The organism is Pseudomonas sp. NFACC51 (assembly GCF_900103575.1).
Lineage (GTDB): Bacteria > Pseudomonadota > Gammaproteobacteria > Pseudomonadales > Pseudomonadaceae > Aquipseudomonas > Aquipseudomonas fluorescens_Q.
Genome location: NZ_FMXH01000007.1, coordinates 15,642 through 40,419 on the forward strand (window position 1 = coordinate 15,642; position 24,778 = coordinate 40,419).

Consider the following 24,778-nt stretch of genomic DNA (forward strand, 5'->3'; position numbering starts at 1 on the left):
TTGCAGGCTTACAGGTTGTTGTAGAGCCACTTGGGCATGTAGTACTTGCGGCGATTGAACACGCTGCCCACCACTTTCGCGCCGGCCTGGGACAGGCGCTGGCGGGCGGCCTGGGCCACTTCCCAGCGGGTGTCTTCACCACGCACCACCAGCACCACGCCGTCGACCTGGGTGCTGAGCACCAGTGTGTCGCTGGCCGAATACACCGCGTCGGCGTCGATCACCACAAAGCGGTATTGCGCCGCCAGTTGCCTGAACAGTGGGCGCAGTCGTTCGGGGCTCAAGCGTTCGGCATTGCGGCCCAGGCGCCCGTGGGGCAACACGTCGAAGGGCAGGCTGGACGCCTGCACCACGCAGTCCTGCAGCAAGGGCGGGGCGAGGCTGTTGAACAACAGATCGGTAAAACCGCGCTCCTTGTGCAACGACAGTTGCTGGCTGAGGTTGCGCGGTGACTGGCTGGCATCCACCAGCAGTACGCGACCGTTGCTCATCTGCGCCAGTTGAGCGGCCAGCGCCATCGCGCTGGTGCTGGTTCCGGTGCCTGTGTTGGCGGACGTCAAGAGCAGGATCCGCAGGGAAGGGTCGAGCACGGTCGAGGTCAGGTTGGTCTCGCTCGGGCTGGCTATGGTCAGGATATTCGTTGAACCGTCCATTTAACTCGCTCCGTGGCCGCTGAACACTTTGAAGGGGGTAATCATCAGGATCTTCAAATCCAGCCACAGGCTTTGTTCAGCGATATAGCTGAGGTCCAATTCCACACGCTGGTCGAAGTCGATATTGCTGCGCCCGGAGATCTGCCAAAGGCCGGTCATGCCGGGGTAGATGCTCAGGCGCACAAGATGGTTGTCCTTGTAGCGATAGGCGTTGAACGAGGTCGGCCGGGGGCCCACCAGGCGCATGTCGCCGGTCACTACATTGATCAGGTTCGGTAGTTCGTCGAGGCTGCTGCGTCGCAGGAACCGGCCGATGGGCGTGATGCGCGGATCGTTGTCGATCTTGAAGTCGATGGCATCGGCGCCGTGTTTGTTGAGGTGGCGCAGCGACTCCTTGAGCGCCTCGGCATCGGCCACCATGGTGCGGAACTTGTACATGCCGAAGACTCGGCCGCGATACCCGGTGCGCTTCTGCACGAACAGCACGGGACCGGGGCTGGAGAACTTGACCAGCAGCGCCAGGCCCAGCAGCAGCGGGCATAACAGCAGCAGGATCGCCAGCGCGCCGAGGCAGGCCACCACGCGATTGGTGCGCGAGACCGTCCAGGGCCGGCCGCCGTCGCGACCGGTCAACCAACCTCGACCCTGGCGGTGGATGGCCGCGTCCAGGCGCCTGCGGTGGTCGGGATCGACACGCTTGTCGCGTCCAGGGGCGTTGATCTCGATGACTTGCTCATGTCGGGTCATGGATTCCTCCGCTGAGGTTGGGCCGCAAGCGTTCAGTTGCGAGCGGTGCGTGGGCAGGCTGTGCGTAGTAATCGAGGAACCACCGGATGAAGCGGCCCAGGCCGTCGTCCAGTTCGATACACGGCTTGAAACCGGTGGCCTGTGCCAGGTCGCTGGCATCGGCGCAGGTGTTGAGCACATCTCCTGCTTGCAGGGGGAGCAGTTCGATGCGGGCGGTTTGTCCCAGGTGCTTTTCCAGCAGTGCGACATAGGTGCGCAGCGCCACCGGGTGCTGCCCGCCGATGTTGTAGATCCGCCAGGGCGCACGGCTGGTGGCCGGGTCCGGTTGTTCGTGATCCAACAGGGGCGTGACTTGGGGCGCACGGTCGAGCAGGCGGGCGATGCTTTCGACGATGTCGTCGATGTAGGTGAAATCGCGTTGGTGCTCGCCGTGATTGAACAGTTGCAGCACACGGTCTTCGACGATGGCGCGGGCAAACTGGATCGGCGACATGTCTGGTCGGCCCCAAGGGCCGTACACCGTGAAGAAGCGCAGGCCGGTGCAGGGAATGCCGAACAGGTGGCTGTAGCTGTGGGCCATCAGTTCGTTGGCTTTTTTGCTGGCCGCGTACAGCGACAGCGGATGGTCGACGTTGTCCTGCACCGAATAAGGCGTGCGCGAATTGGCACCGTATACCGAGCTTGAGGAGGCGTAGATCAGGTGCTTGACCGGATAGCGGCGGCAGTTTTCCAGGATGTTCAGGAACCCGGTGATGTTGCTGTCGACATAGGCCTGTGGTTTTTCCAGCGAGTAGCGCACGCCCGCTTGGGCGGCAAGGTGAATCACTACGTCCGGGCGCCGGGCCTGGAACAGTTCATCGATGGCCGGCGCGTCGGCCAGATCGATCCGCGCCAGGGGAAATTCGCCGGCCTGGTCGTTCACCCAGGTCACGCGGTCGTGCTTGAGCTGCGGGTCGTAGTAGTCGTTGAAATTGTCCAGCCCGCACACCCGATGGCCGTCGCGCAGCAGTCGCAGCACGACGTGGGCGCCGATGAAACCGGCCGCGCCGGTGACCAGGATGTTCATGCTTGCGGCCCGGGTAGCGGGGTGCCCGGCACGGTGTGCCGCAGCCCGATACCGCGATACAGCAGTCCGGCGGCGGCCAGGTGTTCGGGGTTGTACAGGTTGCGGCCATCGATGATCACCCGGGCGCGCAACTTGCTGGCCAACAGGTCGAAGTCCACCACGCGAAAATTCTTCCACTCGGTGCAGATCACCAGGGCGTCGGCGTCTTCCAGGGTGTCGTCGCGGGTGGCGCAGAGGTTCAGGTCCTTGCGATAGCCGTAGAGGCGCCGGCATTCGGACATGGCTTCCGGGTCATAGGCGTGGACGCGGGCGCCTTCGCGCCACAGCGCTTCCATCAGGTAGCGGCTGGGGGCTTCGCGCATGTCATCGGTGTTGGGCTTGAATGCCAGGCCCCAGATGGCAATCGATTTGCCGGCCAGGCCCTCCTGGAATTGCGTCGCCAGTTTCTCGAAGAGGATGTGCCGCTGGCTGTCGTTGACGTCGGTGACGCTGCGCAACAAGCGCAGTGGCATGCCGCTTTGTTCGGCGGTGTGTAGCAAGGCCCGCAGGTCTTTGGGAAAGCATGAGCCGCCAAAACCGCAGCCGGGGTAGATGAAGTGGTAACCGATGCGTGGGTCCGAGCCGATGCCTTTGCGCACGGCTTCGATGTCGGCGCCCAGCCGTTCGGTGAGGTTGGCCAGTTCGTTCATGAAGCTGATGCGGGTGGCGAGCATGGCATTGGCGGCGTACTTGGTCAGTTCGGCGCTGCGGTTGTCCATGAACATCAGTTTTTCGTGGTTGCGGCAAAAGGGTGCGTAGAGCTCCGTCATCTGGTCGCGGGCCAGCGGGTCGGCGGTGCCGATGATGATCCGGTCGGGGCGCATGCAATCGGCCAGCGCACTGCCTTCCTTGAGGAACTCGGGATTGGACACCACGCGTACGTTCAACTGTTTCAGGCCCCGCTGCGCCAGCGCCTGGCGGGCGCATTCGGCCACCTTGTCGGCCGTGCCCACCGGCACCGTGGATTTGATGACCAGGGTGCGGTCGCTGTCCATGAAGTCGGCGATTTGCCGGGTGACGGCCAGCACATGGCTCAGGTCTGCCGAGCCGTCTTCATCGGCGGGGGTGCCGACGGCGATGAAAATCAGCTCGCCATGATTGACTGCGTCGCTGGCCTGGGAGCTGAACGACAAGCGTCCTTCCTTGATGTTGTCTTCGAGCAAGCTGGACAGCCCCGGCTCGCTGATGGTCGGTACGGCCTGTTGCAGTTGCCGGATTTTGTTCGGGTCGATATCGATGCACAAAACGCGATGTCCGACGTCGGCCATGGCGGCGGCCTGGATCAGCCCGACATACCCCGTACCAAATACACTCACGTCCATTTTTGGCGCGCCTCGCAAACCGAATGATGTAACTCGGATGAAACTGTTTAGAGGGGTATAGCGCAGCTTCAGAAAAGCGTGTCAGCAAAATGACAGTTGTCAGTGTTGGCAATTCAAGTGAAGTCGGGCCTTTTGATATCAAGTCCTTGACAGTCTTAGTAAAGTGGCTGTTTTATTGGGCTTTACGGGGATTTGACAAAGCGATAAACGGTAGTAATCCATAGATTTTTACATTCTGTGACGTATTTTCGTGTCATTTTTGGGGTAACTTTTTTTTGACGCGTGCTTCGGATGAAGCATTCCTTGCGCTTTGAAAATCGGCTGCTAACGTGCAGGAACGAAGTGCTTTGGATACGGCGATCTGGTCGAGGAAAACATGGCCCGTTACCTCAAGGAACTGCTGCTGGTTCTGTACCTGCTCAAGGGATACGACTATTACCTCGACCGTCTCACCGCGTTGGGCCTGGGGTTCGCAACGTTGCTGTTCGGCGCCATGTTCACGGTGCTGGTGCTGGCGCTGTGGATGAGTGCCTACATACGCCAGACCCTGGTGAGGCATGTGTTTGCCTTGGCGATGTTTGTTTCAGCGGTGTTTTTCGAGGTGTACACCCGGGTCACGGACAGTTACCTGACCTATAGCCAGTTCGTTTCGCTGGTGTACTCGGGGGGATTTATCCAGGAGGCGGCTTATCAGTACCGCGACGTGATTATCCGCGCGGTGATCAGCGGCTTGCTGCTGTTATTCGGCATCGCGCTCAAGCCTCGGCGGTCGGTGCGGTTGCCCGGTTATCTGCCGATCGCGGCGCCGGTGCTGGGCATGTTGTTGCTCAGTGGCGTGTTGTTCGTGCGGGCGGGCGAGGGCGCGCGCGGCCTGCCGGTGATGTACACGCCGTTGGCCTATTTGAATCTGTTTGCCTACGAGTCCTTGCACAGCACCATCGGTCCCCGGGAGCCGGTCACCCTGGTGCGACGGTCGTCTTTGATCGAGCAGGATATCGTGCTGATCATCGATGAAAGCATTGGCGGCAATTACCTGGATATCAACGCGCCATTCGGCGTGCACACCGGGCTGAAGACGCCGCCGGAGGGCGTGGACATCTTCAATTTCGGTTATGCGGCCTCCATCGCCAATTGCAGCGCCGACACCAACGTCACCCTGCGCTATGGCGGCACGCGCGCCGACTACATACGCATCAACAGCACCCGGCCGTCGATTTGGCAATATGCCAAAAAGGCGGGTTTGCGTACCGTCTACATCGACGCCCAGCGCACTGGTGGCTACCTGCAAAACCTGATGACCGAGCTGGAAAAACAGGACATCGACGAATTCGTCCAATTCGACCAGGCCAGCGTGCGCGACCGTGACATGGCGGCTGCGGCGAAGTTGATCGAACTGCTGGGCGACAACCAGGCCGAACTGGTGGTGATCAACAAGGTGGGGGCGCATTTCCCGGTACACGACAAATACCCCGACGACTTCATGAACTACCGCCCGGCCTTGCCGCGAGGGCAGTTTCAGGAGGTGGCCGACACCGCTAGCCGCGATGGCTTCAATGGCCAGAAAGATGACTGGTTGCTGTATCGCAATGCTTACCAGAACACCTTGCTGTGGAACGTCGGCGAGTTCTTCAAGCGAATCTTCCAGCAGGCCGATTTGAGCCATGCCGTGCTGATCTACACCTCCGACCACGGCCAGGACCTGCACGAGCGTGGCAACCCCGGGCTCAACACCCATTGCGGCGGTGACCCGGTGGCGGAGGAGGGGTTGGTGCCGTTGGTAGTGATCCAGGGCAGCCAATTGCACACCCTTGATTGGCGTGATGCCTGGGCCCGGAACAAGGATCGTTCGAGCCACTACAACATCTTCCCGACGCTGTTGCAGTTGATGGGTTACGACCCGGCCGGGGTTGAATCGGCCTATGGGAAATCCCTGAGCCAACCAACCGATGATGATTTCACTTTCAACTATCGCTTTAATGCACGGTTGGGGGCCAAGCCGGCTTGGAAACACATCGACTTGGGCGACATCGTGACACCGCAGTCCGGCCAGGTTGAGATGGCGGTGGGGCGTTGACTGGAGCTGAGTTCTTGTTGATTGAGTACATATCCATTGCTGCGGTAACGGCCACTTAGGGTTTCGCCCTGACGGCGACTCACTTTTTTTCAAACGCCAAAAAAAGTAAGCAAAAAAGGCTTGCCCCACCACTCGGCACCTCGCTTAGGCTCGGTGTGCCCTCACTCCGGCATGCCGAGCCTAGGCGAGGCACCGAGTGGTGGGGCAGAAGCGCTTTGGTTACTTTCGCGCTTTTCGAAAGTGACCCGCCGTCAGGGCGGAACCCTAAGTCGCCGTTACCGCAGCAACGGATATACACCCCCATCCGACAAGCAAATACCAAGGTTCACCAGCGAAATGGGGACGCACAGCTGTATTGGCCGATGGGGCCCATCACTCAACTCCGCTATCCTGAACCTCAAGTCCACCCGTCGAGCCTTTCCATGCTTGAAGTCCGCCAAGTGCACAAAAGCTATCCCACGCCTCAGGGCCCATTGCCAGTGCTGCAAGGCATCGATCTGACACTGATGCCCGGCAGCAGTCTGGCGCTGATGGGGGAGTCGGGCAGTGGCAAGAGCACCCTGCTGCACCTGGTCGCTGGGCTGGACAAGGTCGATCGCGGCAGCATTCGCAGTGGCGAGTATCGGCTCGATGGCATGAGTGAAAGCCAATTGGCGAATTGGCGACGCACGGAAATCGGCCTGGTGTTCCAGCAGTTCAACCTCATCAGCAGCTTGTCGGTGGAGGACAACCTGGCGTTCCAGGCGCGTCTGTGCGGCCGTCATGACGCAGCGTGGCAAGCCCATCTGGTACAGCGGCTCGGGCTTTCAGGGCTGTTGCGGCGTTATCCCGAGCAACTGTCCGGCGGCCAGCAACAGCGGGTAGCGCTGGGGCGGGCATTGGCTTCGCGACCGCCCTTGTTGCTGGCCGATGAACCCACCGGCAGCCTCGACGAAGCCACCAGCGACGAAGTCCTGCAACTGCTACTGGAACTGCTGGAGGGCAGCCCCACCAGCCTGCTGATGGTGACCCACAGTCCACGGGTGGCAGCTCGCCTGGCCCAGCGCGTGGTATTGCACGGCGGGCAGTTGGCGCAGGTGACCCAGGGGTGATGATTTTTCGCCAGACCCTCAAGGCCCTGCTCAGCCATTGGCGCCAACACCCGGTGCAATTCTTCAGCGTGCTGACCGGCCTGTGGCTGGCAACCAGCCTGCTCACTGGCGTGCAAGCGCTGAACAGTCAGGCCCGGGACAGCTACGCTCGGGCCAGCCAATTGATCGGCGGCGAACCCCAGGCCAGCCTCAGTGCACCCGGTGGTGGCACGTTCCCCCAGCAATGGTTTGTCGAGCTGCGGCGCCAGGGCTGGCCGGTGTCGCCAGTGGTGCAGGCTCGGGTGCTGCTCAAGGACCACGAGGATCAGCGCCTGCAACTGATGGGCATCGACCCGGTGTCGCTGCCGCCCGGTGCCGCGCTGGCGGGGCAGGCGCGGGAGATGACTGAGGTGGTGGCGTTCTTTACCGACCCCGGCCGCACCTGGATCGCCCCGCAAACCTTGCAAGCCCTGGGGCTGACCGAGGGCGACCGACCCCGGAGTGTCGATGGGCAAACCCTGCCGCCGTTGCATGCCCAGGAGGACATGGCGCCGGGCGTGCTGTTGATGGACATCGGTTTTGCCCAACAGGTACTCGGGTTGCCGGAGCAACTGTCGCGACTGTTGTTGCCCGCCACGTTCAGTGCCGCATTATCGGAAGCGTTCACCGGTCGCCTGCAACTCAAGCACGCCGATGAAGAAAACAACCTGTCGCGCCTGACCGAAAGTTTTCACCTGAACCTTGATGCCTTGGGGTTTTTATCCTTCGTGGTGGGACTGTTCATCGTTCACGCGGCCATCGGCCTGGCCCTGGAGCAACGCCGCAGTCTGTTGCGGACCCTGCGCGCCTGTGGTGTCAGTGCGCGGGTGCTGGTCACCAGCCTGACCATCGAACTGGGCGCGTTGGCCTTGCTGGGCGGGATCGCCGGGGTGCTCAGCGGCTATTGGCTGGCGAGCCTGTTGTTGCCCGATGTCGCGGCGAGCCTGCGAGGTTTGTATGGCGCCGAAGTGGCCGGGCACTTGAACCTCAGCCCATGGTGGTGGTTCAGCGGTGTCGGCTTGAGTCTGCTCGGTGCGCTGCTGGCCGGCGCTGACAGCCTTTTGCGGGCGGCGCGCCTGCCCTTGCTGGCGCTGGCCAACCCCCAGGCCTGGCATCAGGCCCATGCCCAATGGCTGCGACGCCAGGGTTGGGTGGCGACGGTGGCGGCATTGATTGCCGCATCGGCGTTGATCTGGGGCGATAGCCTGGCCAGTGGTTTTGTCCTGATGACCGCCTTGTTGCTGGGCGCGGCGCTGGCCTTGCCGGTGTTGCTCAACAGCGCGCTGAAGCGGTTGTCGAGGCGCAGCCGCTCGGTGCTCGGGCAGTGGTTTCTTGCCGATTGTCGCCAGCAATTGCCGACATTGAGCCTGGCGCTGATGGCTTTGTTGCTGGCGCTGGCGGCCAATATCGGCGCCGGCAGCATGACCGCCGGCTTTCGCCAGACCTTCAGCAACTGGCTCGAACAACGGTTGACCGCCGAGTTGTATATCAACCCGCAGACCCCGGCCCAGGCGGACGAACTGCACGCTTGGCTCACGCAACAACCGGCGATCACTGCCGTCGTTCCCCTCTGGCAAGTCTCGGTCCCGTTGCAGGGCTGGCCGACGGATATCCACGGCATCATCGATCACCCCCACTATCGACAGCATTGGCCGCTGCTGGAATCGGCCGGCGACAAGCCGTGGGAGCAACTGGCCGCCGCCGACACCCTCATGCTCAGCGAACAGCTGGCACGGCGTCTCAAGGTGAGTACCGGCGATCAGTTGACCCTGCCGACACCCCAGGGGCCATGGGCACTGCGCATCGTTGGCATCTACGCCGACTATGGCAATCCCAAGGGCCATGTGCTGGTCAACGTCGATCACTTGCTGGCGCACTGGCCGAACCTGACGCCGAACCGTTTCAACCTGCGCATCGAACCGTCCGCGATCCCGGCGCTACTGACAGCGTTGCAAGACCGGTTCAGTCTGGATGACAGCCGCATCGTCGACCAGGCCCGGCTCAAGGGCTGGTCGACCCAGGTGTTCGAGCGAACCTTCGCCGCCACCGCTGCCCTCAACAGCCTGACCCTGGCGGTGGCCGGGGTGGCGTTGTTCATCAGTCTGCTGACCCAGAGCCAGAGTCGCCTCGCTCAGTTGGCGCCGCTGTGGGCGCTGGGGGTGACGCGTCGGCAGTTGATGCTGCTCAACCTCGGCCAGACCTGGCTGCTGGCGCTGCTGACCTTGGTCCTGGCGTTGCCGCTGGGCATCGCCCTGGCCTGGTGCCTGGACACGGTGATCAACGTGCAGGCTTTCGGTTGGCGCCTGCCATTGCGGGTGTTCCCGTTGCAATTGGTGCAATTGCTGGCCCTGGCGATGCTCGCCACGCTGCTGGCATCGGCCTGGCCGCTGTATGCGTTGTACCGCACGCAGCCGGCGGATTTGCTGAGGACCTTTGCCCATGAAGATTAGAGTCGGCGTGTTGTTGCTGCTGGCATTGCTCAGCGGTTGTGATGACTCCGCGCCAGCGCCAAAGGGCTTTGCCGGCCTCGGCGACCAGGCTGTGGCCTTCACCCCGGTGGTGCCTGGGCGGGTATTCAGTTTCCCCGCCGACCACGGGATTCATGAAGGTTTTCGTATCGAGTGGTGGTACGTCACCGCCAATCTCAAGGATGCCCAGGGGCATGAGTTCGGCGTGCAATGGACGTTGTTTCGCAGCGCCTTGAATGCCGCGCCCCAGGCCGGCGGCTGGCGCAACCAGACGATCTGGCTCGGCCACGCGGCGGTCACATCCGCCACCGTGCACCATGCCGCCGAACGTTATGCACGAGGCGGGGTGGGGCAGGCCGGGGTACGGACGACACCCTTCGAGGCCTGGATCGACGACTGGCGCTTCAGCACTCGGACGACGGGCGTCGACCCGCTGGCGGATATGCAATTGCAGGCCCGGAACCCGCGCTTCAGCTATGCATTGCAGCTGACGTCGAGCCGGCCGCTGGTGTTGCAGGGCGATCAAGGTTTCAGCCAGAAATCCGAACAGGGGCAGGCGTCGTACTACTACAGCCAGCCGTTCTTCCAGGCCAGCGGTGAATTGGAAATCGATGGCCAGCGTTACGCGGTCAGCGGCCCGGCCTGGCTCGACCGCGAATGGAGCAGCCAGCCCCTGAGCGCAAACCAGACTGGCTGGGACTGGTTTTCCCTGCACTTGGACAACGGCGAGCACCTGATGCTCTACCGCATGCGCCACAAGGACGGCGCGCCGTATCTCACGGGCACCTGGATCGACGCCCAGGGCCAAGCGCAAACCCTGCACGCCGGGCAGATCAGCCTGGCGCCACTGGAAAGCGCCAAGGTCGCCGGGCGGTCGATGCCGGTGCGCTGGTCGATCAAGATCCCTGCCAGGCAGCTCGACGTGACGACCCAACCCTTGAACCCCAACGCCTGGATGAACTTGCAGATTCCTTATTGGGAAGGGCCGGTGCGATTGAACGGTAGCCACGTCGGCAACGGCTACCTGGAAATGACCGGCTACTGAGAATCGCCGGAACTCCCCACGAATCTCAGCCCTCATACCTTATGAATGCCTCGCAGGAGCCCGTCATGAGCGATGACCTCAAACCTCCGTCGCTGGCCGATTGGCAGCGGCTGTTCGACGACAAGGCCTATTGGCAACAATCACCCGACGTTCATTTCACCGAGCTGATGCGGGTGGCCGATGATCTGTTTGGCCAGGGAGCTATCGACCTGGCGCAGTGGCAGGCGCTGAAGACCAAGGCTGAGCAACTGCACCAGCGCTCCCCCGATGCCAACGTCGCTGAAGAAGTCGCCGACCCTGATGCCTGATTGCCAGGCTTGAACAACCAAGGAGTTCGTCATGAACCACCGTTCCGATCAAACGCCGCACAACCCTGACGAGCCGGCGATGCCTGGCGAAGTGGAACGCGACAACGACGCCTTGCGCCCCAACGATCCCGCCAAGCGCAAACAGCAGCAGGGGGATGCGGGAGCAGGAGAGACCGATGCGCAGAAAACTGGCCGGCGTGGTTGAGGTGGCGCATCAAGGATGAATAATTATTTAAATGGACTCGCGGAAATATCCTGCAAGTTCCACTAATATTGTGCCGTTCGCCCAGTGTCAGGCTCTTTACCAGTGCATGGATTGCCGAGGCCGTCGCACTGGGCGAACACCTCTGAGGGAAAATATCCCTGTTTACTTCAATGCACATCGGCCAGCAGGACTGGCCGGTGCATTGACGAATGCGCGGACTTAACCGGCGGCCGGTGCACGCCAGTCATCGACGCCCAGCGTGCTGCAGGCTATGTGATTCCAGGTGATCTTGCGGTACGAGAAGTGCACATCTTGCAAGTGAGTGAAATGTGAATTTGCCGGGTCTTGGCAGTTGAGCATGTAGTCCTTGATTTCGACGATAATCGCGTCCTCCAGCGTAGTGGTGTAGTAATGCTCTTGGGTTCCGGAGGCTGAAGTGCGGTACCACTTGATTTCAACTTTGGCCAGGGTTTCGCCGCGGCACAGGACTTCCTGCAGCATCGGTGAGGTTCTGTCAAAGACTTTAGTGATGACCAAGGGTTGGTGTATGCGTTGACCAGTTGGCTGACCGGACTGGGGGTCTCGTGGAATGGTCACCTGATGCTGGAAACCTTGCACCATGATTTCGTCTTTATGACCTTCCTGATAAATGTTACCCACCGAGTCGGCGGTAAACGCCTTCTCGGTCAGTAATATTTGACTGTTGTCTGTAATGGTCATGTACGCGGGGGTAGCCAATGGATGCTCTCCTTCCTGGATAACGATGGGGCCTGGGACTGGATTCGCCCGAGGTGGCCTGACGATTATCAAGAGCTATGCCATTTTTAAAAAAACTATAAATATCAATAAGTTGATTTTGTATCGGGCTGATCCTTCCTCCAAACAGACCAGAAAGCGCTCAAAGACTTGCCCGGCCCATTGCAGTGCCTCGCGACTCCACCAGGCACCGCGATGCCCGGGTCGGCAGGCCAAGAAAGGCGCGCCGCGCGCACGCCTCTCAGGCAGTTTTTTGCCGTTTTGTCCTTCGGCTTATTCCTACACGCCCAATGCAGCCCTGCACTCATCGATGGATCGCTGTTGTGTCTGGGCGTACAGCCCCAACTCATCGATGGTCGCCCGCCCCAGCGCTGCTTCAAAGGCGTGGCGATTGGACTGCCCGGCGTAGTGGCTCTGGGCAGCATCGCCAAGGTTCGACTGGAAAATGCCGGCGGCGCTGACCGGCAGGAAGTCTTCATACACCAAGGGTTCGGCACGCAGGTATTGCTGCTCCAACAGGCGTTCCAGCGAGGCCGTGCGCTCGACGCTGCCCTTGGCGGCGAGGCCCTTGGGCGTCACGAAATAACGGAAGTACGCCAGTGCTTCTCGACGCAGCTCATCGTGGTTGTCGGGGAATTGGGCAAAGTGCTCGCTCATCAGCGTGTTGTAGCGTTCGGCGTTGGCCTCGTTGGGGAAATCCCCCAACGCATCCCGCGCAGCGTTGAGCAATCGATCGTAGAGCGCACGACCCTTGGGCGTGAGGGCGGCGCCGCGTTGCTCGATTTCGCCAAAGCGAGCGCTGTGGCTGCCTTGGGATTGTGATTGATCGGTGAAGCTGACCGGCTCATCGAGGGCCTTGAAGCTGGTCTGGCGCAGCAGGATCGGGCATTGGCGGCGAGGCGGGCCTTCGATCACGGCTTTGGGCGTGATGCCGTGCACGGGCATCCGGGCCTGGACGATGTCGATGTCCAGGGTGCGCGGTGTCAGGTGATTGATGTGTGGGCCCTTGAACGCCACCACATCGGCGATCAACCGATGCTGGGCGCTCAGTTGCCGGTACTGTTCGGCGGTGACCGTGGCGCTGTGGTGCCAGCGAAAGGTTTCCAGGGCTTGTAGGACGAAGTCCTCAGCCTGGGACTCGCTCAGGCCACCCTGGTATTCGGCCTGTTCGATGAGCTCAAGGGCCCTGGGGGTGAAGATCTGCCGTTTGTCCAACACTGACTCGGCAAAGGCCCGAAGCTCGGCGTTCTCGATCAGTTCCAGGCGCAGTAGCGAGGTAAACACCCGGAACGGGCTGACCTGCAACGCGCTTTCGTGCACGGCGCGGAAGGCGGTGGAATGCACCGGCACCCCGGCAGGCGTGAGGTCGTAGTAGCCCACCGGCTGCATGCCCATGACCGCGAACAGACGCCCCAGGGTTGCCAGCTCGGCGGCGGTACCGACGCGGATCGCGCCGTGGCGTTCCAGGTCCAGGCGTTCGAGTTCGCCGGTGCTGCGCAGGTGTGCGGCCAGGATCGGGTCTTCGGCCAGCACCTGGGCGTTGGTGTGCTCCACCAGCTTCATCAGGGCGCCATACAGCGGCACCTCGTCGCGGTACATGTCAGACATCGCTCTAGAGAAGCGTTGGCGGATCAGGTCGGGGCTGACGAAGCTCATCGTAAGAATTCCTGGCGAGGGCTGTGGGAAAGTTGGACGAAAGATCGCAGCCTTCGCCGGCCCCGGCAAACGAAGAATCTTCAGGACTTCATTCTGCCAGGGACTGATCCACCAGCTCGATCCAGTGCCGCACGGGCGTGCGACCGGCGCCGTCGAGGTGGTTCTGGCAGCCGACGTTGGCGGTGACGATCAGCTCCGGCTGGCCACTTTCCAGCGCATTGAGGCGGTTGTCGCGCAATTGCCGCGCCAGGGCGGGCTGGGTCAGCGAATAGGTGCCGGCCGAGCCGCAACACAAATGGCCGTCGGGCACCTCGGTGAGGTTGAAACCCAGCCGCGTCAGCAGTGCCTCGATGCTGCCGCCGAGTTTCTGCGCGTGCTGCAAGGTGCAGGGGCAATGCACGGCAATGCGCTGGTTCCTGGCCGCGCAGATCTGTTCCAGCGGTTCCTTGCCGAGCACTTGCACCAGGTCCTGGGCCCGTTCACTCACCTGCTTGGCCTTGGCGGCATAGGCAGGGTCGTGCTCCAGCAGGTGCCCGTAGTCCTTGATGAATGCGCCGCAGCCGCTGGCGGTCTGGACGATGGCTTCAGCACCGTTTTCCAGGTGCGGCCACCAGGCGTCGATGTTCTGTCGGGCGCGGTCCAATCCGGTGGCCTGAGCGTCGAGGTGATACTCCAGCGCACCGCAGCAGCCGGCCTGCGCACAGGGGATCACGCTGATGCCGAGTCGATCCAGCACTCGCGCTGCCGAGGCATTGGTGTTGGGCGACAGGCCCGGTTGCACGCAACCTTCGAGCATCAACACCGTACGCCGATGCCGCAGAGGCGGGCGTTCGCCGTGAGACGGGGAAGGGCGGGGCAACTTGGCGGTCAGGTTCGCCGGCAGCAACGGACGGAAGACCGCGCCAAGACGCAGCAGGGCCTTGAACCGCTCGGGGCTGGCGGCCAGGCTTCGCAGCCCCAGGCGCAGCGCACGTTGGTCGGCGGGGCGCGGTACGGCTTGGTCGACCACCGCCCGGCCGATGTCCAGCAGGTTGTGGTAATCCACACCGGACGGGCAGGTGGTCTCGCAGTTGCGACACGACAGGCAGCGATCCAGGTGCAACTGGGTGCTGGCTGTCGCCGGCTGGCCTTCGAGCACTTGCTTGATCAGGTAGATGCGTCCGCGCGGGCCGTCCAGTTCATCGCCGAGCAATTGGTAAGTGGGGCAGGTGGCGTTGCAGAAACCGCAATGCACGCAACTGCGCAGGATCCGTTCGGCTTCTTCGGCGCGGGGCAGGTTTTTGCTTTCCTCACTGAAGCGAGTCTGCATAGTTAGTGTCCTGTATCACAAATGCTGTTCCTTTTTGACGGCGTCTGTTGTCGTTATGCTGCGTTGCCGCTCCTCGCCATCGCGAGCTATGACGCGTCGCGGCGCCTTGCCTGACGACAACAGCCACTCGTCAAAAAAGGAGCGCATTTGCGACACAGGGCACTAAAGCTCCGGGTACATCCGACCAGGGTTGAACAGCCCCAGGGGATCGAGCTGGGCCTTGAGTTGCCGGTGATAGCGCAGCAGCGCCGGGGCCAGTGGCTGGAACGGTGTGTCGCTGGCACCCTGACGATAGCAGGTGGCATGGCCGCCGACTTCATGGGCCAGGGCTTGCACCGTGTCGGCCTCGGTTTTCACCCAGCGTTGGGCACCGGCCCAGTCGATCAGTTGCGCGCCCGGCAGGGTGAGCGGCCCGGTATGGTTGGGCAGCGACAGGCGCCACAGCGGCACGCCTTCATCGAAGAAGGCCAACTGATGTTCATTGAGTGCCGTCCAGTATTGATCGTCGATCACCTCGCCACCAAAACGCTGATGAGCGGCGCTGACCGAGCCTTCGCCACCCTCCAGGCGCAGCTGCAGACAGTCGCCGTCATGGCTGGCGGCGCTGACGGGCAGGGGCTGACGGCCCCATTCGGCGAGTTTCCCCAGGGCCTCGGTGCTGTCCAGTTCCAGGCGGATACTCAGGCTGTGACGGGGTTTGGGCAGGACCTTCAAGGAAACTTCGGTGATGACCCCCAGGCAACCGAAACTGCCGGCCAACAGGCGCGACAGATCGTAGCCGGCGACGTTTTTCATCACCTCGCCGCCGAAACGCAACAGCGTGCCGTGGCCACTGATCAGGCGCGTGCCCAGGACGAAGTCGCGCACCGAACCGGCCCATGGACGACGCGGCCCCGATAGCCCGGCGGCGACCATGCCGCCGACCGTGGCGTCATCGCCAAATGCTGGCGGTTCGCAGGGCAGCCGTTGCCCGGCGGCGTCGAGGGCGGCAAGCAGTTCCCGCAGCGGGGTGCCGGCCCGGGCCGTGATGACCAGTTCGGTGGGGTCGTAGTGGACGATGCCACGATGCACGCGGGTGTCCAGCACTTCGCCAGCCACTTCGCGCCCCAGGAAGGCCTTGCTGTTCGACCCCTGGATACGCAGCGGCGTGGCGTTGGCCCGGGCGCGATTGACCTGTTCGAGCAGCAGGTCGCTGGCGTCCTGGTCGGCTTCGCGGCTCATCAGAAACGCTCCAGTTCAGGAAACGGCAGTTGCCCGCCATGGATGTGCATGGCACCGAATTCGGCGCAGCGGTGCAGGGTGGGGATGTTCTTGCCGGGGTTGAGCAGGCCTTGGGGATCGAACGCTGCTTTTACCGCGTGGAACAGGTTCAGTTCGTCGCTGTTGAACTGCGTGCACATCTGATTGATTTTTTCCCGGCCCACACCGTGCTCGCCGGTGATGCTGCCGCCCACCTGGACACACAGTTCGAGGATTTTCCCGCCCAGGGTTTCGGCGCGCTCCAGTTCGCCGGGCTGGTTGGCATCGAACAGGATCAGCGGGTGCATGTTGCCGTCGCCGGCGTGAAAGACGTTGGCGACGCGCAGGCCATGCTCGGCACCGAGGCTGGCGATGCGCTGCAGTACTTCGGGCAAGGCGCGTCGCGGGATCGTGCCGTCCATGCAGTAATAATCCGGCGCCAGGCGCCCCACCGCCGGGAAGGCGTTCTTGCGCCCGGCCCAGAACCGCAGCCGTTCGGCCTCGTCCCGCGCCTGGCGCACTTCGGTGGCACCGGCCTGCTCCAACACTTGGCGGACCCGTTCACAATCGTCATGGACATCGGCCTCGACCCCATCCAGTTCACACAGCAGGATCGCTTCGGCCTCCACCGGATAGCCGGCGTGGATGAAGTCCTCGGCGGCGCGGATCGCCAGGTTGTCCATCATTTCCAGGCCGCCGGGAATGATCCCGGCGGCGATGATGTCGGCCACCGCTCGCCCGGCCTTGTCCACCGAATCGAAACTGGCCAGCAGCACCTTGGCGACCTGGGGCCGGGGCAGCAATTTGACCGTCACTTCGGTGATCACCCCCAGCAAACCTTCGGAACCGGTGAACAGTGCCAGCAAGTCCAGGCCCGGCGAGTCCAGGGCTTCGCTGCCGAGGGTCAGGCGTTCGCCTTCGATGGTGAGGATTTCCAGTTTCAACAGGTTGTGCACCGTCAGGCCGTACTTGAGGCAGTGCACGCCACCGGCGTTTTCCGCGACATTGCCGCCGATGGAACAGGCGATTTGCGATGAGGGATCCGGTGCGTAATACAGCCCGAACGGTGCCGCCGCCTGGGAGATCGCCAGGTTGCGCACACCGGGCTGAAGCCGCGCGGTGCGGGCGTCGGGGTCGATGTGCAGGATCTGGTTGAACCGCGCCATCACCAGCAATACGCCGCTCTCCAGGGGCAGGGCGCCACCGGACAGACCGGTCCCGGCACCCCTGGCGACCACGGGCACATCCAGCCCATGGCAGAGCTTGAGCAGCGCTTGCACCTGCTCGACGCGCCTGGGCAATGCCACCAGCAGGGGCGTGGTGCGGTAGGCCGACAAGCCATCGCATTCATAGGGCTTGAGGTCTTCCTCCTGGTGCAGGATGTCCAGGTCCGGAATCTGTGCCTGCAAGGCTTGAAGCAGGGCCTGTTTGTCCACCTTGGGCAAGGGGCCGTCGAGGTGTTCGTCGTAGAGGATGTTCATGAAGTCGATACCTCTGGGTCGGCTGGAATCCCTGTGGGAGCTTGCTTGCGATGGCGGTGGGGCAGCTTGCATCCCCCGTTGAATGTGTCACCGCTATCGCGAGCAAGCTCGCTCCCACAGGGCGTTCATTTTGTTTTATACATTGCCGTCACTGCCCCAACCCCTTGAGAAATTCCCGATACAGCGCCGCGGTTTTCCCCGGTCGTTCGACCATGGGCATGTGGCCGATACCGTCCCAGATTTCCACCCGCAAATCGGCGATGCCCTTGCTCCACACCGGCACGCTGCTGACGTCGATCAGGCGGTCCTTGCGCCCCCAGAGTAGCAGCGACGGGGCGCGGATGTCGGCCAGGTGCGGTTCCATCGGCGGGCTGGCGCGAAAATCGACGAAGATCTCCGCCAGTTCATCGCGGCGCTGTTCGTAACGTTCGGCCATTGCCGCCAGTACCACGCTGGGCACCCAGGGCGGGGAGGCCATGGTCATTGCGTAGAACGGCGCGAAATCGTCCCGCGAGTCGACGAGGAACGGGTTATGCCCGGCGGCCAGGTGGCGTTCCATGTCGCTGGCCTGGGGGGCGGTGACACCGGCCGGATCGATCAGCGCCAGGGTGAGCACGCGCTCGGGCGACGTGGCCGCCAGCCATGCGGCGAGGTAACCGCCCATGGAATTGCCGATCACATGGACCTTGTCCAGGCCGCAGGCGTCGAGCAACTCGATGACCCGCCGGGCCTGGGTCGGGATGTCATAGCCACCGCCGGCCTTGAAGCCGGTTTCGCCATGGCCGGCCAGGTCGGGCACCACCACCCGGTAGTCGCCGACAAAATGCCGGGCGAAGCGTAGCCAGAGATTCTTGTCGGCGCTGTAGCCATGCAGCATCAGGATGCTGCCGGATGCTTCATAGGGCCCGCCTTGCCAGGTCGAGACGGTCATCTCGCTGATGGGGACGGTGATCTTGTGCAACCGGTAGAGACGTGCCTCCAGCGCCATGCCCATGTCGTACAGCACATGGCCGATGCCTGGATACGTCAACCAGCTCCAGGCGATAAACACGGCAAGGACTACCCACAACACCAGCATGTTTTGCCCTCCATGGATCAGGACAGAATGTGATCGGCCAGTCTGAGCCGACGGGTCAGATACTCTCTAAGTGAAGCTGAAACCCGAGGACATCGCGATGACGTGACGCATTTGCTTTGCTACTTGCTATGACAACCGCTGGATGACTCATGTATAGCCAAAATCCGCGGCAAAGCCCGACATTTGAAGGAGAATAAATACCCCTTCATTCAGTGGTGGCTATTTGATGCCGCCCTGATAGACTCCAAGCTACCCCCCCCGTCCCAATGACTTGGGAAACCCGCGGTGCAGAGGTTCCTATGCAAAACACGGGAAAAAAGGGACGGACGCTGGCCAGGAGGCTTTATATATCGCGCATTCTGGGCCTGACGCTGGGGTTGCTGTTGGTGAGTGCTGCCATCTTTCCTCTCGAACCGGCGTCGTGGGTCTGGGGTTTCATGCTGTTCAATGGCCTGCTTTGGCCACACTTGTCCTACTGGTGGGCCCGACGTTGCTCGATGCCTTACCACGCCGAACACCTCAATTTATTGATCGATGCGGTGCTTGGTGGCTTCTGGGTCGCGGCAATGCAGTTCAACCCGTTGCCCGCGGCCGTCACGCTGGCGATGATGGCGATGAACAATGTCGCCATTGGTGGCCTGCGTTTCCTGCTCATTGGGGCCTTGGCCCAAGTGGCCGGCATTGTCGTGGGCGTGCTGATCTTCCCGCTGACCAGCGTGCCCATGACCAGCCCGGCGCAGATATATGCGTGTTTGCCGTTGCTGTGCCTGTATCCGATGGCACTGGGTTGGTTCTGCTATCGCCAGGCCTACACGCTGGGCCGGCAAAAGCGCGAATTGCTGGCCCTGAGTCGCACCGACAGCCTGACCGGCTTGCTTAACCATGGCGCCTGGAAAGATCGTCTCAACGAGGAGTTCCAGCGCTGCCAGCGTCACTCGAATGACGGGGCAGGGCGCGGCGCGATTGCGCTGATCGACATCGATCACTTCAAGGCCATCAATGACACCTATGGCCATGTCGCCGGCGACGTCGTGCTGCGCCAGCTTGGCAAGATGCTCAAGCAAAACCTGCGCGCCGCCGATGTGGTCGGGCGTTATGGGGGGGGACGAGTTCTGTGTGATCCTGCCGGACCTGACGCTCCACAACGCCGTGCAGGCCATGGACGGGTTGCGCGAGCGCTTCGCGACGCTCAGCTATGAACAGAACCCGGCGCTGAAGGTGAGCCTGAGTATTGGCCTGGCAGCCTTCAACCCGGCTTATGGCGATGCCACCCATTGGCTCAATGATGCCGACCAGGCGCTTTACGAGGCCAAGACCGGCGGGCGCAACCGAGTCACTTGTTTTCGGCATCGGCAGGTGTTGGAAGAATCGGTCATGTCTCCCTGAGGTGGCCACCTGCGGTCTAGAGCCTTGACCCATTGTCGGGTAGGGTGCCTATGGCACTCTTTCGATACGGAACAAGGATGAAATCATGATGATGACCGCTCTTCGCTCCCGTCTGGCCGTCAGTCTTGGCCTGAGCCTGGCCCTCGGCGCCTTCGCCCCCGGTGCTTTCGCACAGCCCCATCAACAAGTCCTGAGCGACGCCGAACAGTACAAGGGCGAGGCCCTGAAACTGCTTGAGCGGTTGGTGAACATCGACTCTGGCTCAGGCTATGTGCCGGGGTTGACCCAGGTCGGTGATATTGCGATCGATGAATTGACGAAGTTGGGCGCCACCATCGAAAAGGTGCCTAACTCGGACGGTACCCAGCACATCCTGGCGACCCTCAAGGGCACCGGCAAGGCAAAAATCCTGCTGATGGCCCACATGGACACGGTGTTCAAGGAAGGCTCGGCCGCCGAGCGTCCCTTCCACATCAAGGATGGCCGGGCCTATGGGCCGGGGGTGATGGATGACAAGGGCGGCATCGTCGCCGGGATCTACGCCTTGAAGGTGCTCAAGAACCTGGACTTCAAGAACTACGCACAGATTACTTTCCTGCTCGACGCCAGCGAAGAAACCGGCTCGGACGCCGCCACCGACCTGATCAAGAAAACCGCCAAGGCCCATGACGTGACCCTCAACCTTGAACCGGGGCGCCCGGCCGATGGCTTGGTGGTGTGGCGCAAGGGCAGTGCCACGGCGCTGGTGGAGGTCAAGGGCAAGGCGTCCCACGCCGGTGTCGCACCGGAACTGGGGCGCAATGCGGCGATGGAAGCCGCGCACCAGATCTTGCAACTGGGCAAGCTTGGCGACGCGGAAAAGAAAACCACCATCAACTTCACGGTGATCAAGGCCGGCGACCGGACCAACGTGATCCCCGACCAGGCGAGCGCCAAGGCGGATGTGCGGGCGGCGGTGCCGGAAGAGTTCGACCGCATCGAAAAAGACTTGGCCCGGGTGTCGCAGGACAAATTGATCGCCGACACCGAAGTCACCACCAGCCTCAAGCGCGGCCTGCCACCGATGCCGCAGACGGCGGAGTCGGACCGGTTGATGGCCATGGCCCAAGGCATCTATGGTGAACTCGGGCGCAAACTGACTGAAGAAGGTAGCGGTGGAGCGGCGGATGCCAGTCTGTCGGCCGGGGTTGGCACGCCGACGCTGGACGGTTTTGGCATCGTCGGTGGCAACATCCATACGCCGGAGGAATACGCCGAAGTCGAGAGTGTGGTGCCAAGGATTTATCTGTTGTCGCGGATGATCATGGAGTTGGCGGGGCGATAACGCGCTATGTCGTCCTGTGGGAGCGAGCTGCAGCGGCTAGCGCGCTTCGACGTTGTGCCCGACCCTAAGGCGTACAAGCCGGCGGATTCTGGCGTAGTTGTAGGTAATGGCGCAAGGCGACGGAGCTTGGTCCTACATCGAAATCAGCGGGATAAACACACGGCTCTTGTGGCGAGGGAGCTTGCTCCCGCTCGGCTGCGAAGCAGTCGTAAAAACGGCTGATGCGGTCCACCGGAAAGACCGCGTCAGTCCATTTTGGGGCGGCTTCGCCACCCAGCGGGAGCAAGCTCCCTCGCCACGGGAATGAGGTTTGCCGTGGGAGAGGTGTCCGGCCTTTGGACCCTAGTAAACCCAAACCTCCACCCGCCGATTCCTGATCCTTCCTTCATCTTCACTATTGGCCGCCACCGGCATCAGCGCGCCGAAGCCGCGCACTTCCCGCAAGGTCACGCCGTACTTGACCAGTTCACGTCGAACCGCCATGGCCCGCAGTTTGGACAGAAGATCCGCCCGCGCCGGGTCGTCCTTGGCGTCGCCGAAACCCACCAGCGTCACGCGGCGCTCGGTCTTGCCGTGTTTCTGGATGTAGTCGAGCACCCGGCCCAGGTCCTGGTGGGCCTTGTTGTCCAGGCTGGCGCTGCCTTCTTCAAAGCGGAAATTCACCGTCAGGCGCTGGGCATGGCGGCTCAGGGCCTGGTAACCCTCGGGCATCAATGCATTGGGTGTGACGGCCATGGCCTGGACGGTTTGGGCGATGAACCCGTTGGCCGCGACGATGGCCTGGCCTTTGTCACTTTGGGTGAACTCGACCAGTGCCGTGGCCCAGGGGTTGGTTTCCCGGGGAGGTAAATAGAAGAACAGCCGGCGGGACAGGGGGTAGTCCTCGGTGGCGATCAGGTTGTTCAACGGCAACATGGGTTGGGAATCACCGTCGGCAATCGCCAAGGCTTTGGCCTGGCGTACGTAAGGCAAACCGATGAAACCGATGCCTTGCGGGTCTTGGCTGACGGCGTCGGACAATTGTTCGCTGGATTCGAAGCGTCGCGCTGTGGGATCCAGCCGCTTACCGTGTCGGCCAAGCACCAATTCCTTGAAGGTATCGTAGGTGCCAGATTGTTCATCCCGGGCATACAGATGAATCGGCCCGCCAACGCCGCCCACCGCTTCCCAGATCTTCGCCTCGCCGCTGAATATTCGTGCCAGTTGCACGGTGTCGAGCTGACGCAACGGGTTTTGCGGATGAAGGATAATCGCCAGTCCATCGATGGCGATGACCTGCTCGGCCGTGGGACTTTTCAGATCGCCGAGGGACGATAATTCCTTCCGTTCGCTGTCCTTGATCGGCCGGGAAGAGGCCGCCAGGTCGGCGCTGGCCTGCTTGAGGGCGGCGAAACCGGTGCTCGAACCATGGGCCGCGATGTCGACTTCCACCCGTCGGCCATCGGCGCTCAGGCCGACGATGCGCTGCTCGTTGTCGCGCCCGGTGATTTCGCTGCTGACCCTGAGCAGGCCCTGATCTTCCATCAAACCTCTGACCAAAGCCGGCCCCAGCGCCGCGCCGATGGTATTGGAGCCTTGGAGGCGCAAGGCTGGGCCCTGTTCGGGAATGGGCAAATGGCCGGCCCATGCCAAGAACGGCAGCCAGAGGCCCATGAAAACCACAACACACAGCCGCATGCCGGCACCTTCTGAACCTGAGGAAGTGCCGGAAGATTAAGTCAGTCAGGTTACTGAAAGGTGACAGGGGTGCGACGGAGTACCCAAATACAATGTGGGAGCGAGCTTGCTCGCGATGACGGCGGCACATTCAAGACCAATGTGACGGCTGGACCGCTATCGCGAGCAAGCTCCACAGGGGACTCGATCAGCTCAACTGCAACCAGATCGGCGCATGGTCCGACGGTTTTTCCATGCCCCGCAGTTCGTAGTCCACGCCGGCATCCTTGACCCGTGGCAGCAGGCCGTGGGAGGTGAGGATCAGGTCGATGCGCAGGCCGCGCTTGGGCTCGTCCTCGAAACCGCGGCTGCGGTAGTCGAACCAGCTGAAGCGGTCGGTGACGTCCGGGTTCAGGTGGCGGAAGCTATCCACCAGGCCCCAGTTCTTCAGGCGCGCCATCCATTCACGTTCTTCCGGCAGGAAGCTGCATTTGCCGGTTTTCAGCCAGCGCTTCATGTTGTCCGGGCCGATGCCGATGTCGCAGTCTTCCGGGGAAATGTTCACGTCACCCATCACCACCACCGGCTGATCGTTGCTGAAGCGGCTTTCCAGCAGTTGCTGCAAATCGCTGTAGAAACGTTCCTTGGCCGGGAATTTGGTCGGGTGGTCGCGGCTTTCACCTTGTGGGAAATAACCGTTCATGATGGTCACCGGCACGCCGTTGGCATCGGCGAAGGTGCCCCAGATGAAGCGTCGCTGGGCGTCCTCGTCGTCGCCCTCGAAGCCCTTGTACAGGCTCAGTGGCGCCTGGCGGGAGAGCAGGGCGACGCCGTAATGACCCTTTTGCCCGTGGTAATGCACGTGGTAGCCCAGGGCCTGCACCTCGGCCAGGGGAAATTGTTCGTCGTGGACCTTGGTTTCCTGCAGCCCGATCACGTCCGGCTGGTGCTTCTCGATCAGCGCCGCCAACTGATGGGGACGGGCGCGCAGCCCGTTGATGTTGAAGGAGACGATCTTCATGGTCGGCTGTCCTGGCAAAACTGCGATGCTAGCTGACATGTGGGAAGGGAGCCAGCGTGGCAGTAGGACAAATGCGCTGCTAATGTCCTTTGCATGTAGGAACGATCACGACCCTATCGGGTTCGTACTCAATAAGAGCAGGGCCTCACCGAGCCTCGCCCCAGGAGATCCAACGCCATGCCCGAAACCGCCACCGCCATCGCCGACATCCATATGCTCGACAGTGGTTATTCCCGTGAAGCCCGTTCGTTGCTATATCAGGCCTATCGCCACGAGCCGACCTTCAGCTACCTGTTCGAATCCGAGCGTCCCGGTTATGAACAGCGGGTACGGGCCACGGTGCGTGAGCTGGTCAAGCAGCATTTTCTTCAGGATTTGCCGGCCATCGGCTTGCTGGTCAACGACCGCCTGATTGGCATCGCCCTGATCGCTCCGCCGCAGCGGCGCCTGGGCATCACCGAAAGCTGGGCCTGGCGCCTGCGCATGGTCCTGAGTACTGGTTTTCGCTGCACGCGGCGCTACCTGGAATACCACGCGGCGGTGCTGGCCTGCCTGCCGTCGGATGCGGTCCATGTATTGCCTCTGCTAGGTGTGCATCCCCAGTTCCAGGGCAAGCATTTCGGTGAACAGTTGCTCGAGGCGGTGCATAACTGGTGTGCGGTGGACGAGCATTCCCAGGGCGTGGTGCTGGACACCGGCAACCCACGTTACCTTGAGTTTTATAAACGCCAGGGTTATGAGGAAATCGGCGAAGTGGCGGTAGGACCGATCCGCGAGCATGTGTTCTTCCACGCCAACCCGCAGGTTCTGCAAAGCGCAACGGCATAGTCAGCCGA

20 protein-coding genes and 1 pseudogene are annotated in these 24,778 nt (G+C 62.2%); 9 read left to right on the plus strand and 12 right to left on the minus strand.

Annotated elements, in window-relative coordinates; translation table 11 throughout:
• Window positions 1-8: 8 nt before the first annotated feature.
• Genes BLT00_RS15255 through BLT00_RS15270 form a run of 4 tightly spaced genes read right to left on the minus strand, consistent with a single transcriptional unit; the run spans window position 9 to window position 3,827 of the window.
• The gene (locus tag BLT00_RS15255; protein WP_063320360.1) at window positions 9-653 is read right to left on the minus strand and encodes a CpsD/CapB family tyrosine-protein kinase; all 645 of its coding nucleotides are present in this window, start codon (window positions 651-653) and stop codon (window positions 9-11) included.
• Window positions 654-1,400, minus strand: a complete 747-nt coding sequence (locus BLT00_RS15260; protein ID WP_092144334.1) for a sugar transferase — start codon at window positions 1,398-1,400, stop codon at window positions 654-656. It abuts the gene before it with no gap.
• Complete coding sequence (locus tag BLT00_RS15265) at window positions 1,387-2,466, minus strand: NAD-dependent epimerase (RefSeq protein WP_092144336.1); 1,080 nt, start codon at window positions 2,464-2,466, stop codon at window positions 1,387-1,389. The genes BLT00_RS15260 and BLT00_RS15265 overlap by 14 nt, the downstream gene beginning before the upstream one ends.
• Window positions 2,463-3,827, minus strand: a complete 1,365-nt coding sequence (locus tag BLT00_RS15270) for a UDP-glucose dehydrogenase family protein (protein WP_063320363.1) — start codon at window positions 3,825-3,827, stop codon at window positions 2,463-2,465. The genes BLT00_RS15265 and BLT00_RS15270 overlap by 4 nt, the downstream gene beginning before the upstream one ends.
• A gap of 376 nt (window positions 3,828-4,203) precedes the next feature.
• Here BLT00_RS15270 and BLT00_RS15275 point away from each other — a divergent pair, with 376 nt between their 5' ends.
• The 6 genes from BLT00_RS15275 (at window position 4,204) to BLT00_RS31885 (ending at window position 11,036) form a co-directional block, all read left to right on the plus strand.
• On the plus strand, window positions 4,204-5,901 hold the full coding sequence (locus tag BLT00_RS15275) for a sulfatase-like hydrolase/transferase (protein WP_092144338.1): 1,698 nt from the start codon (window positions 4,204-4,206) through the stop codon (window positions 5,899-5,901).
• Between the two features lie 422 nt (window positions 5,902-6,323).
• Window positions 6,324-6,992: an ABC transporter ATP-binding protein gene (locus BLT00_RS15280; RefSeq protein WP_092144340.1), complete on the plus strand. Its 669-nt coding sequence runs from the start codon at window positions 6,324-6,326 to the stop codon at window positions 6,990-6,992.
• Window positions 6,992-9,460 (plus strand): ABC transporter permease, encoded by a 2,469-nt coding sequence (locus BLT00_RS15285; RefSeq protein WP_092144342.1) that lies wholly within the window; start codon window positions 6,992-6,994, stop codon window positions 9,458-9,460. The genes BLT00_RS15280 and BLT00_RS15285 overlap by 1 nt, the downstream gene beginning before the upstream one ends.
• Window positions 9,450-10,523, plus strand: coding sequence for a lipocalin-like domain-containing protein (locus BLT00_RS15290; RefSeq protein WP_092144344.1), 1,074 nt, complete (start codon window positions 9,450-9,452; stop codon window positions 10,521-10,523). Before BLT00_RS15285 ends, BLT00_RS15290 begins: the two co-directional genes overlap by 11 nt.
• A 65-nt stretch (window positions 10,524-10,588) precedes the next feature.
• Window positions 10,589-10,831: a hypothetical protein gene (locus tag BLT00_RS15295; protein ID WP_072339792.1), complete on the plus strand. Its 243-nt coding sequence runs from the start codon at window positions 10,589-10,591 to the stop codon at window positions 10,829-10,831.
• A gap of 31 nt (window positions 10,832-10,862) precedes the next feature.
• Window positions 10,863-11,036, plus strand: a complete 174-nt coding sequence (locus BLT00_RS31885) for a hypothetical protein (RefSeq protein ID WP_170845895.1) — start codon at window positions 10,863-10,865, stop codon at window positions 11,034-11,036.
• A gap of 219 nt (window positions 11,037-11,255) precedes the next feature.
• Here BLT00_RS31885 and BLT00_RS15300 read toward each other — a convergent pair whose 3' ends face one another.
• The 6 genes from BLT00_RS15300 to BLT00_RS15325 all read right to left on the minus strand — a co-directional run bounded on the left by BLT00_RS15300 (window position 11,256) and on the right by BLT00_RS15325 (window position 18,555).
• Window positions 11,256-11,774, minus strand: a complete 519-nt coding sequence (locus BLT00_RS15300; RefSeq protein ID WP_063320369.1) for an Hcp family type VI secretion system effector — start codon at window positions 11,772-11,774, stop codon at window positions 11,256-11,258.
• Between the two features lie 297 nt (window positions 11,775-12,071).
• On the minus strand, window positions 12,072-13,448 hold the full coding sequence (locus BLT00_RS15305) for a 2-oxoadipate dioxygenase/decarboxylase HglS (RefSeq protein WP_092144346.1): 1,377 nt from the start codon (window positions 13,446-13,448) through the stop codon (window positions 12,072-12,074).
• An 88-nt stretch (window positions 13,449-13,536) separates the two neighbouring features.
• Window positions 13,537-14,757 carry a glycolate oxidase subunit GlcF gene (glcF, locus tag BLT00_RS15310; RefSeq protein WP_092144348.1) on the minus strand — a complete coding sequence of 407 codons (1,221 nt, stop codon included), beginning with the start codon at window positions 14,755-14,757 and terminating at the stop codon, window positions 13,537-13,539.
• A gap of 162 nt (window positions 14,758-14,919) precedes the next feature.
• Window positions 14,920-15,978, minus strand: coding sequence for a glycolate oxidase subunit GlcE (gene glcE / locus BLT00_RS15315; RefSeq protein WP_092144350.1), 1,059 nt, complete (start codon window positions 15,976-15,978; stop codon window positions 14,920-14,922).
• Window positions 15,978-17,477 (minus strand): glycolate oxidase subunit GlcD, encoded by a 1,500-nt coding sequence (glcD, locus tag BLT00_RS15320; protein ID WP_063320373.1) that lies wholly within the window; start codon window positions 17,475-17,477, stop codon window positions 15,978-15,980. The genes glcE and glcD overlap by 1 nt, the downstream gene beginning before the upstream one ends.
• Window positions 17,478-17,625: 148 nt before the next feature.
• Window positions 17,626-18,555 carry an alpha/beta fold hydrolase gene (locus tag BLT00_RS15325; protein ID WP_072339780.1) on the minus strand — a complete coding sequence of 310 codons (930 nt, stop codon included), beginning with the start codon at window positions 18,553-18,555 and terminating at the stop codon, window positions 17,626-17,628.
• Between the two features lie 299 nt (window positions 18,556-18,854).
• Here BLT00_RS15325 and BLT00_RS15330 point away from each other — a divergent pair.
• Both BLT00_RS15330 and BLT00_RS15335 read left to right on the plus strand, forming a co-directional pair.
• Window positions 18,855-19,941, plus strand: a pseudogene (locus tag BLT00_RS15330) (diguanylate cyclase).
• 85 nt (window positions 19,942-20,026) lie between these two features.
• Window positions 20,027-21,265: a M20/M25/M40 family metallo-hydrolase gene (locus BLT00_RS15335; protein WP_092144351.1), complete on the plus strand. Its 1,239-nt coding sequence runs from the start codon at window positions 20,027-20,029 to the stop codon at window positions 21,263-21,265.
• A gap of 342 nt (window positions 21,266-21,607) precedes the next feature.
• Here BLT00_RS15335 and BLT00_RS15340 read toward each other — a convergent pair whose 3' ends face one another.
• Entirely contained in the window at window positions 21,608-22,942 is a 1,335-nt protein-coding gene (locus BLT00_RS15340) for a substrate-binding domain-containing protein (protein ID WP_092144353.1), read from the minus strand.
• 187 nt (window positions 22,943-23,129) lie between these two features.
• Window positions 23,130-23,942: an exodeoxyribonuclease III gene (gene xthA, locus BLT00_RS15345; protein ID WP_003203684.1), complete on the minus strand. Its 813-nt coding sequence runs from the start codon at window positions 23,940-23,942 to the stop codon at window positions 23,130-23,132.
• Window positions 23,943-24,119: 177 nt separating this feature from the next.
• On the opposite strand from xthA, the gene BLT00_RS15350 reads away from it, so the two are divergent.
• A complete protein-coding gene (locus tag BLT00_RS15350) occupies window positions 24,120-24,770 on the plus strand; it encodes a GNAT family N-acetyltransferase (protein WP_003203682.1) in 651 nt (216 codons plus the stop codon).
• Window positions 24,771-24,778: the final 8 nt, after the last annotated feature.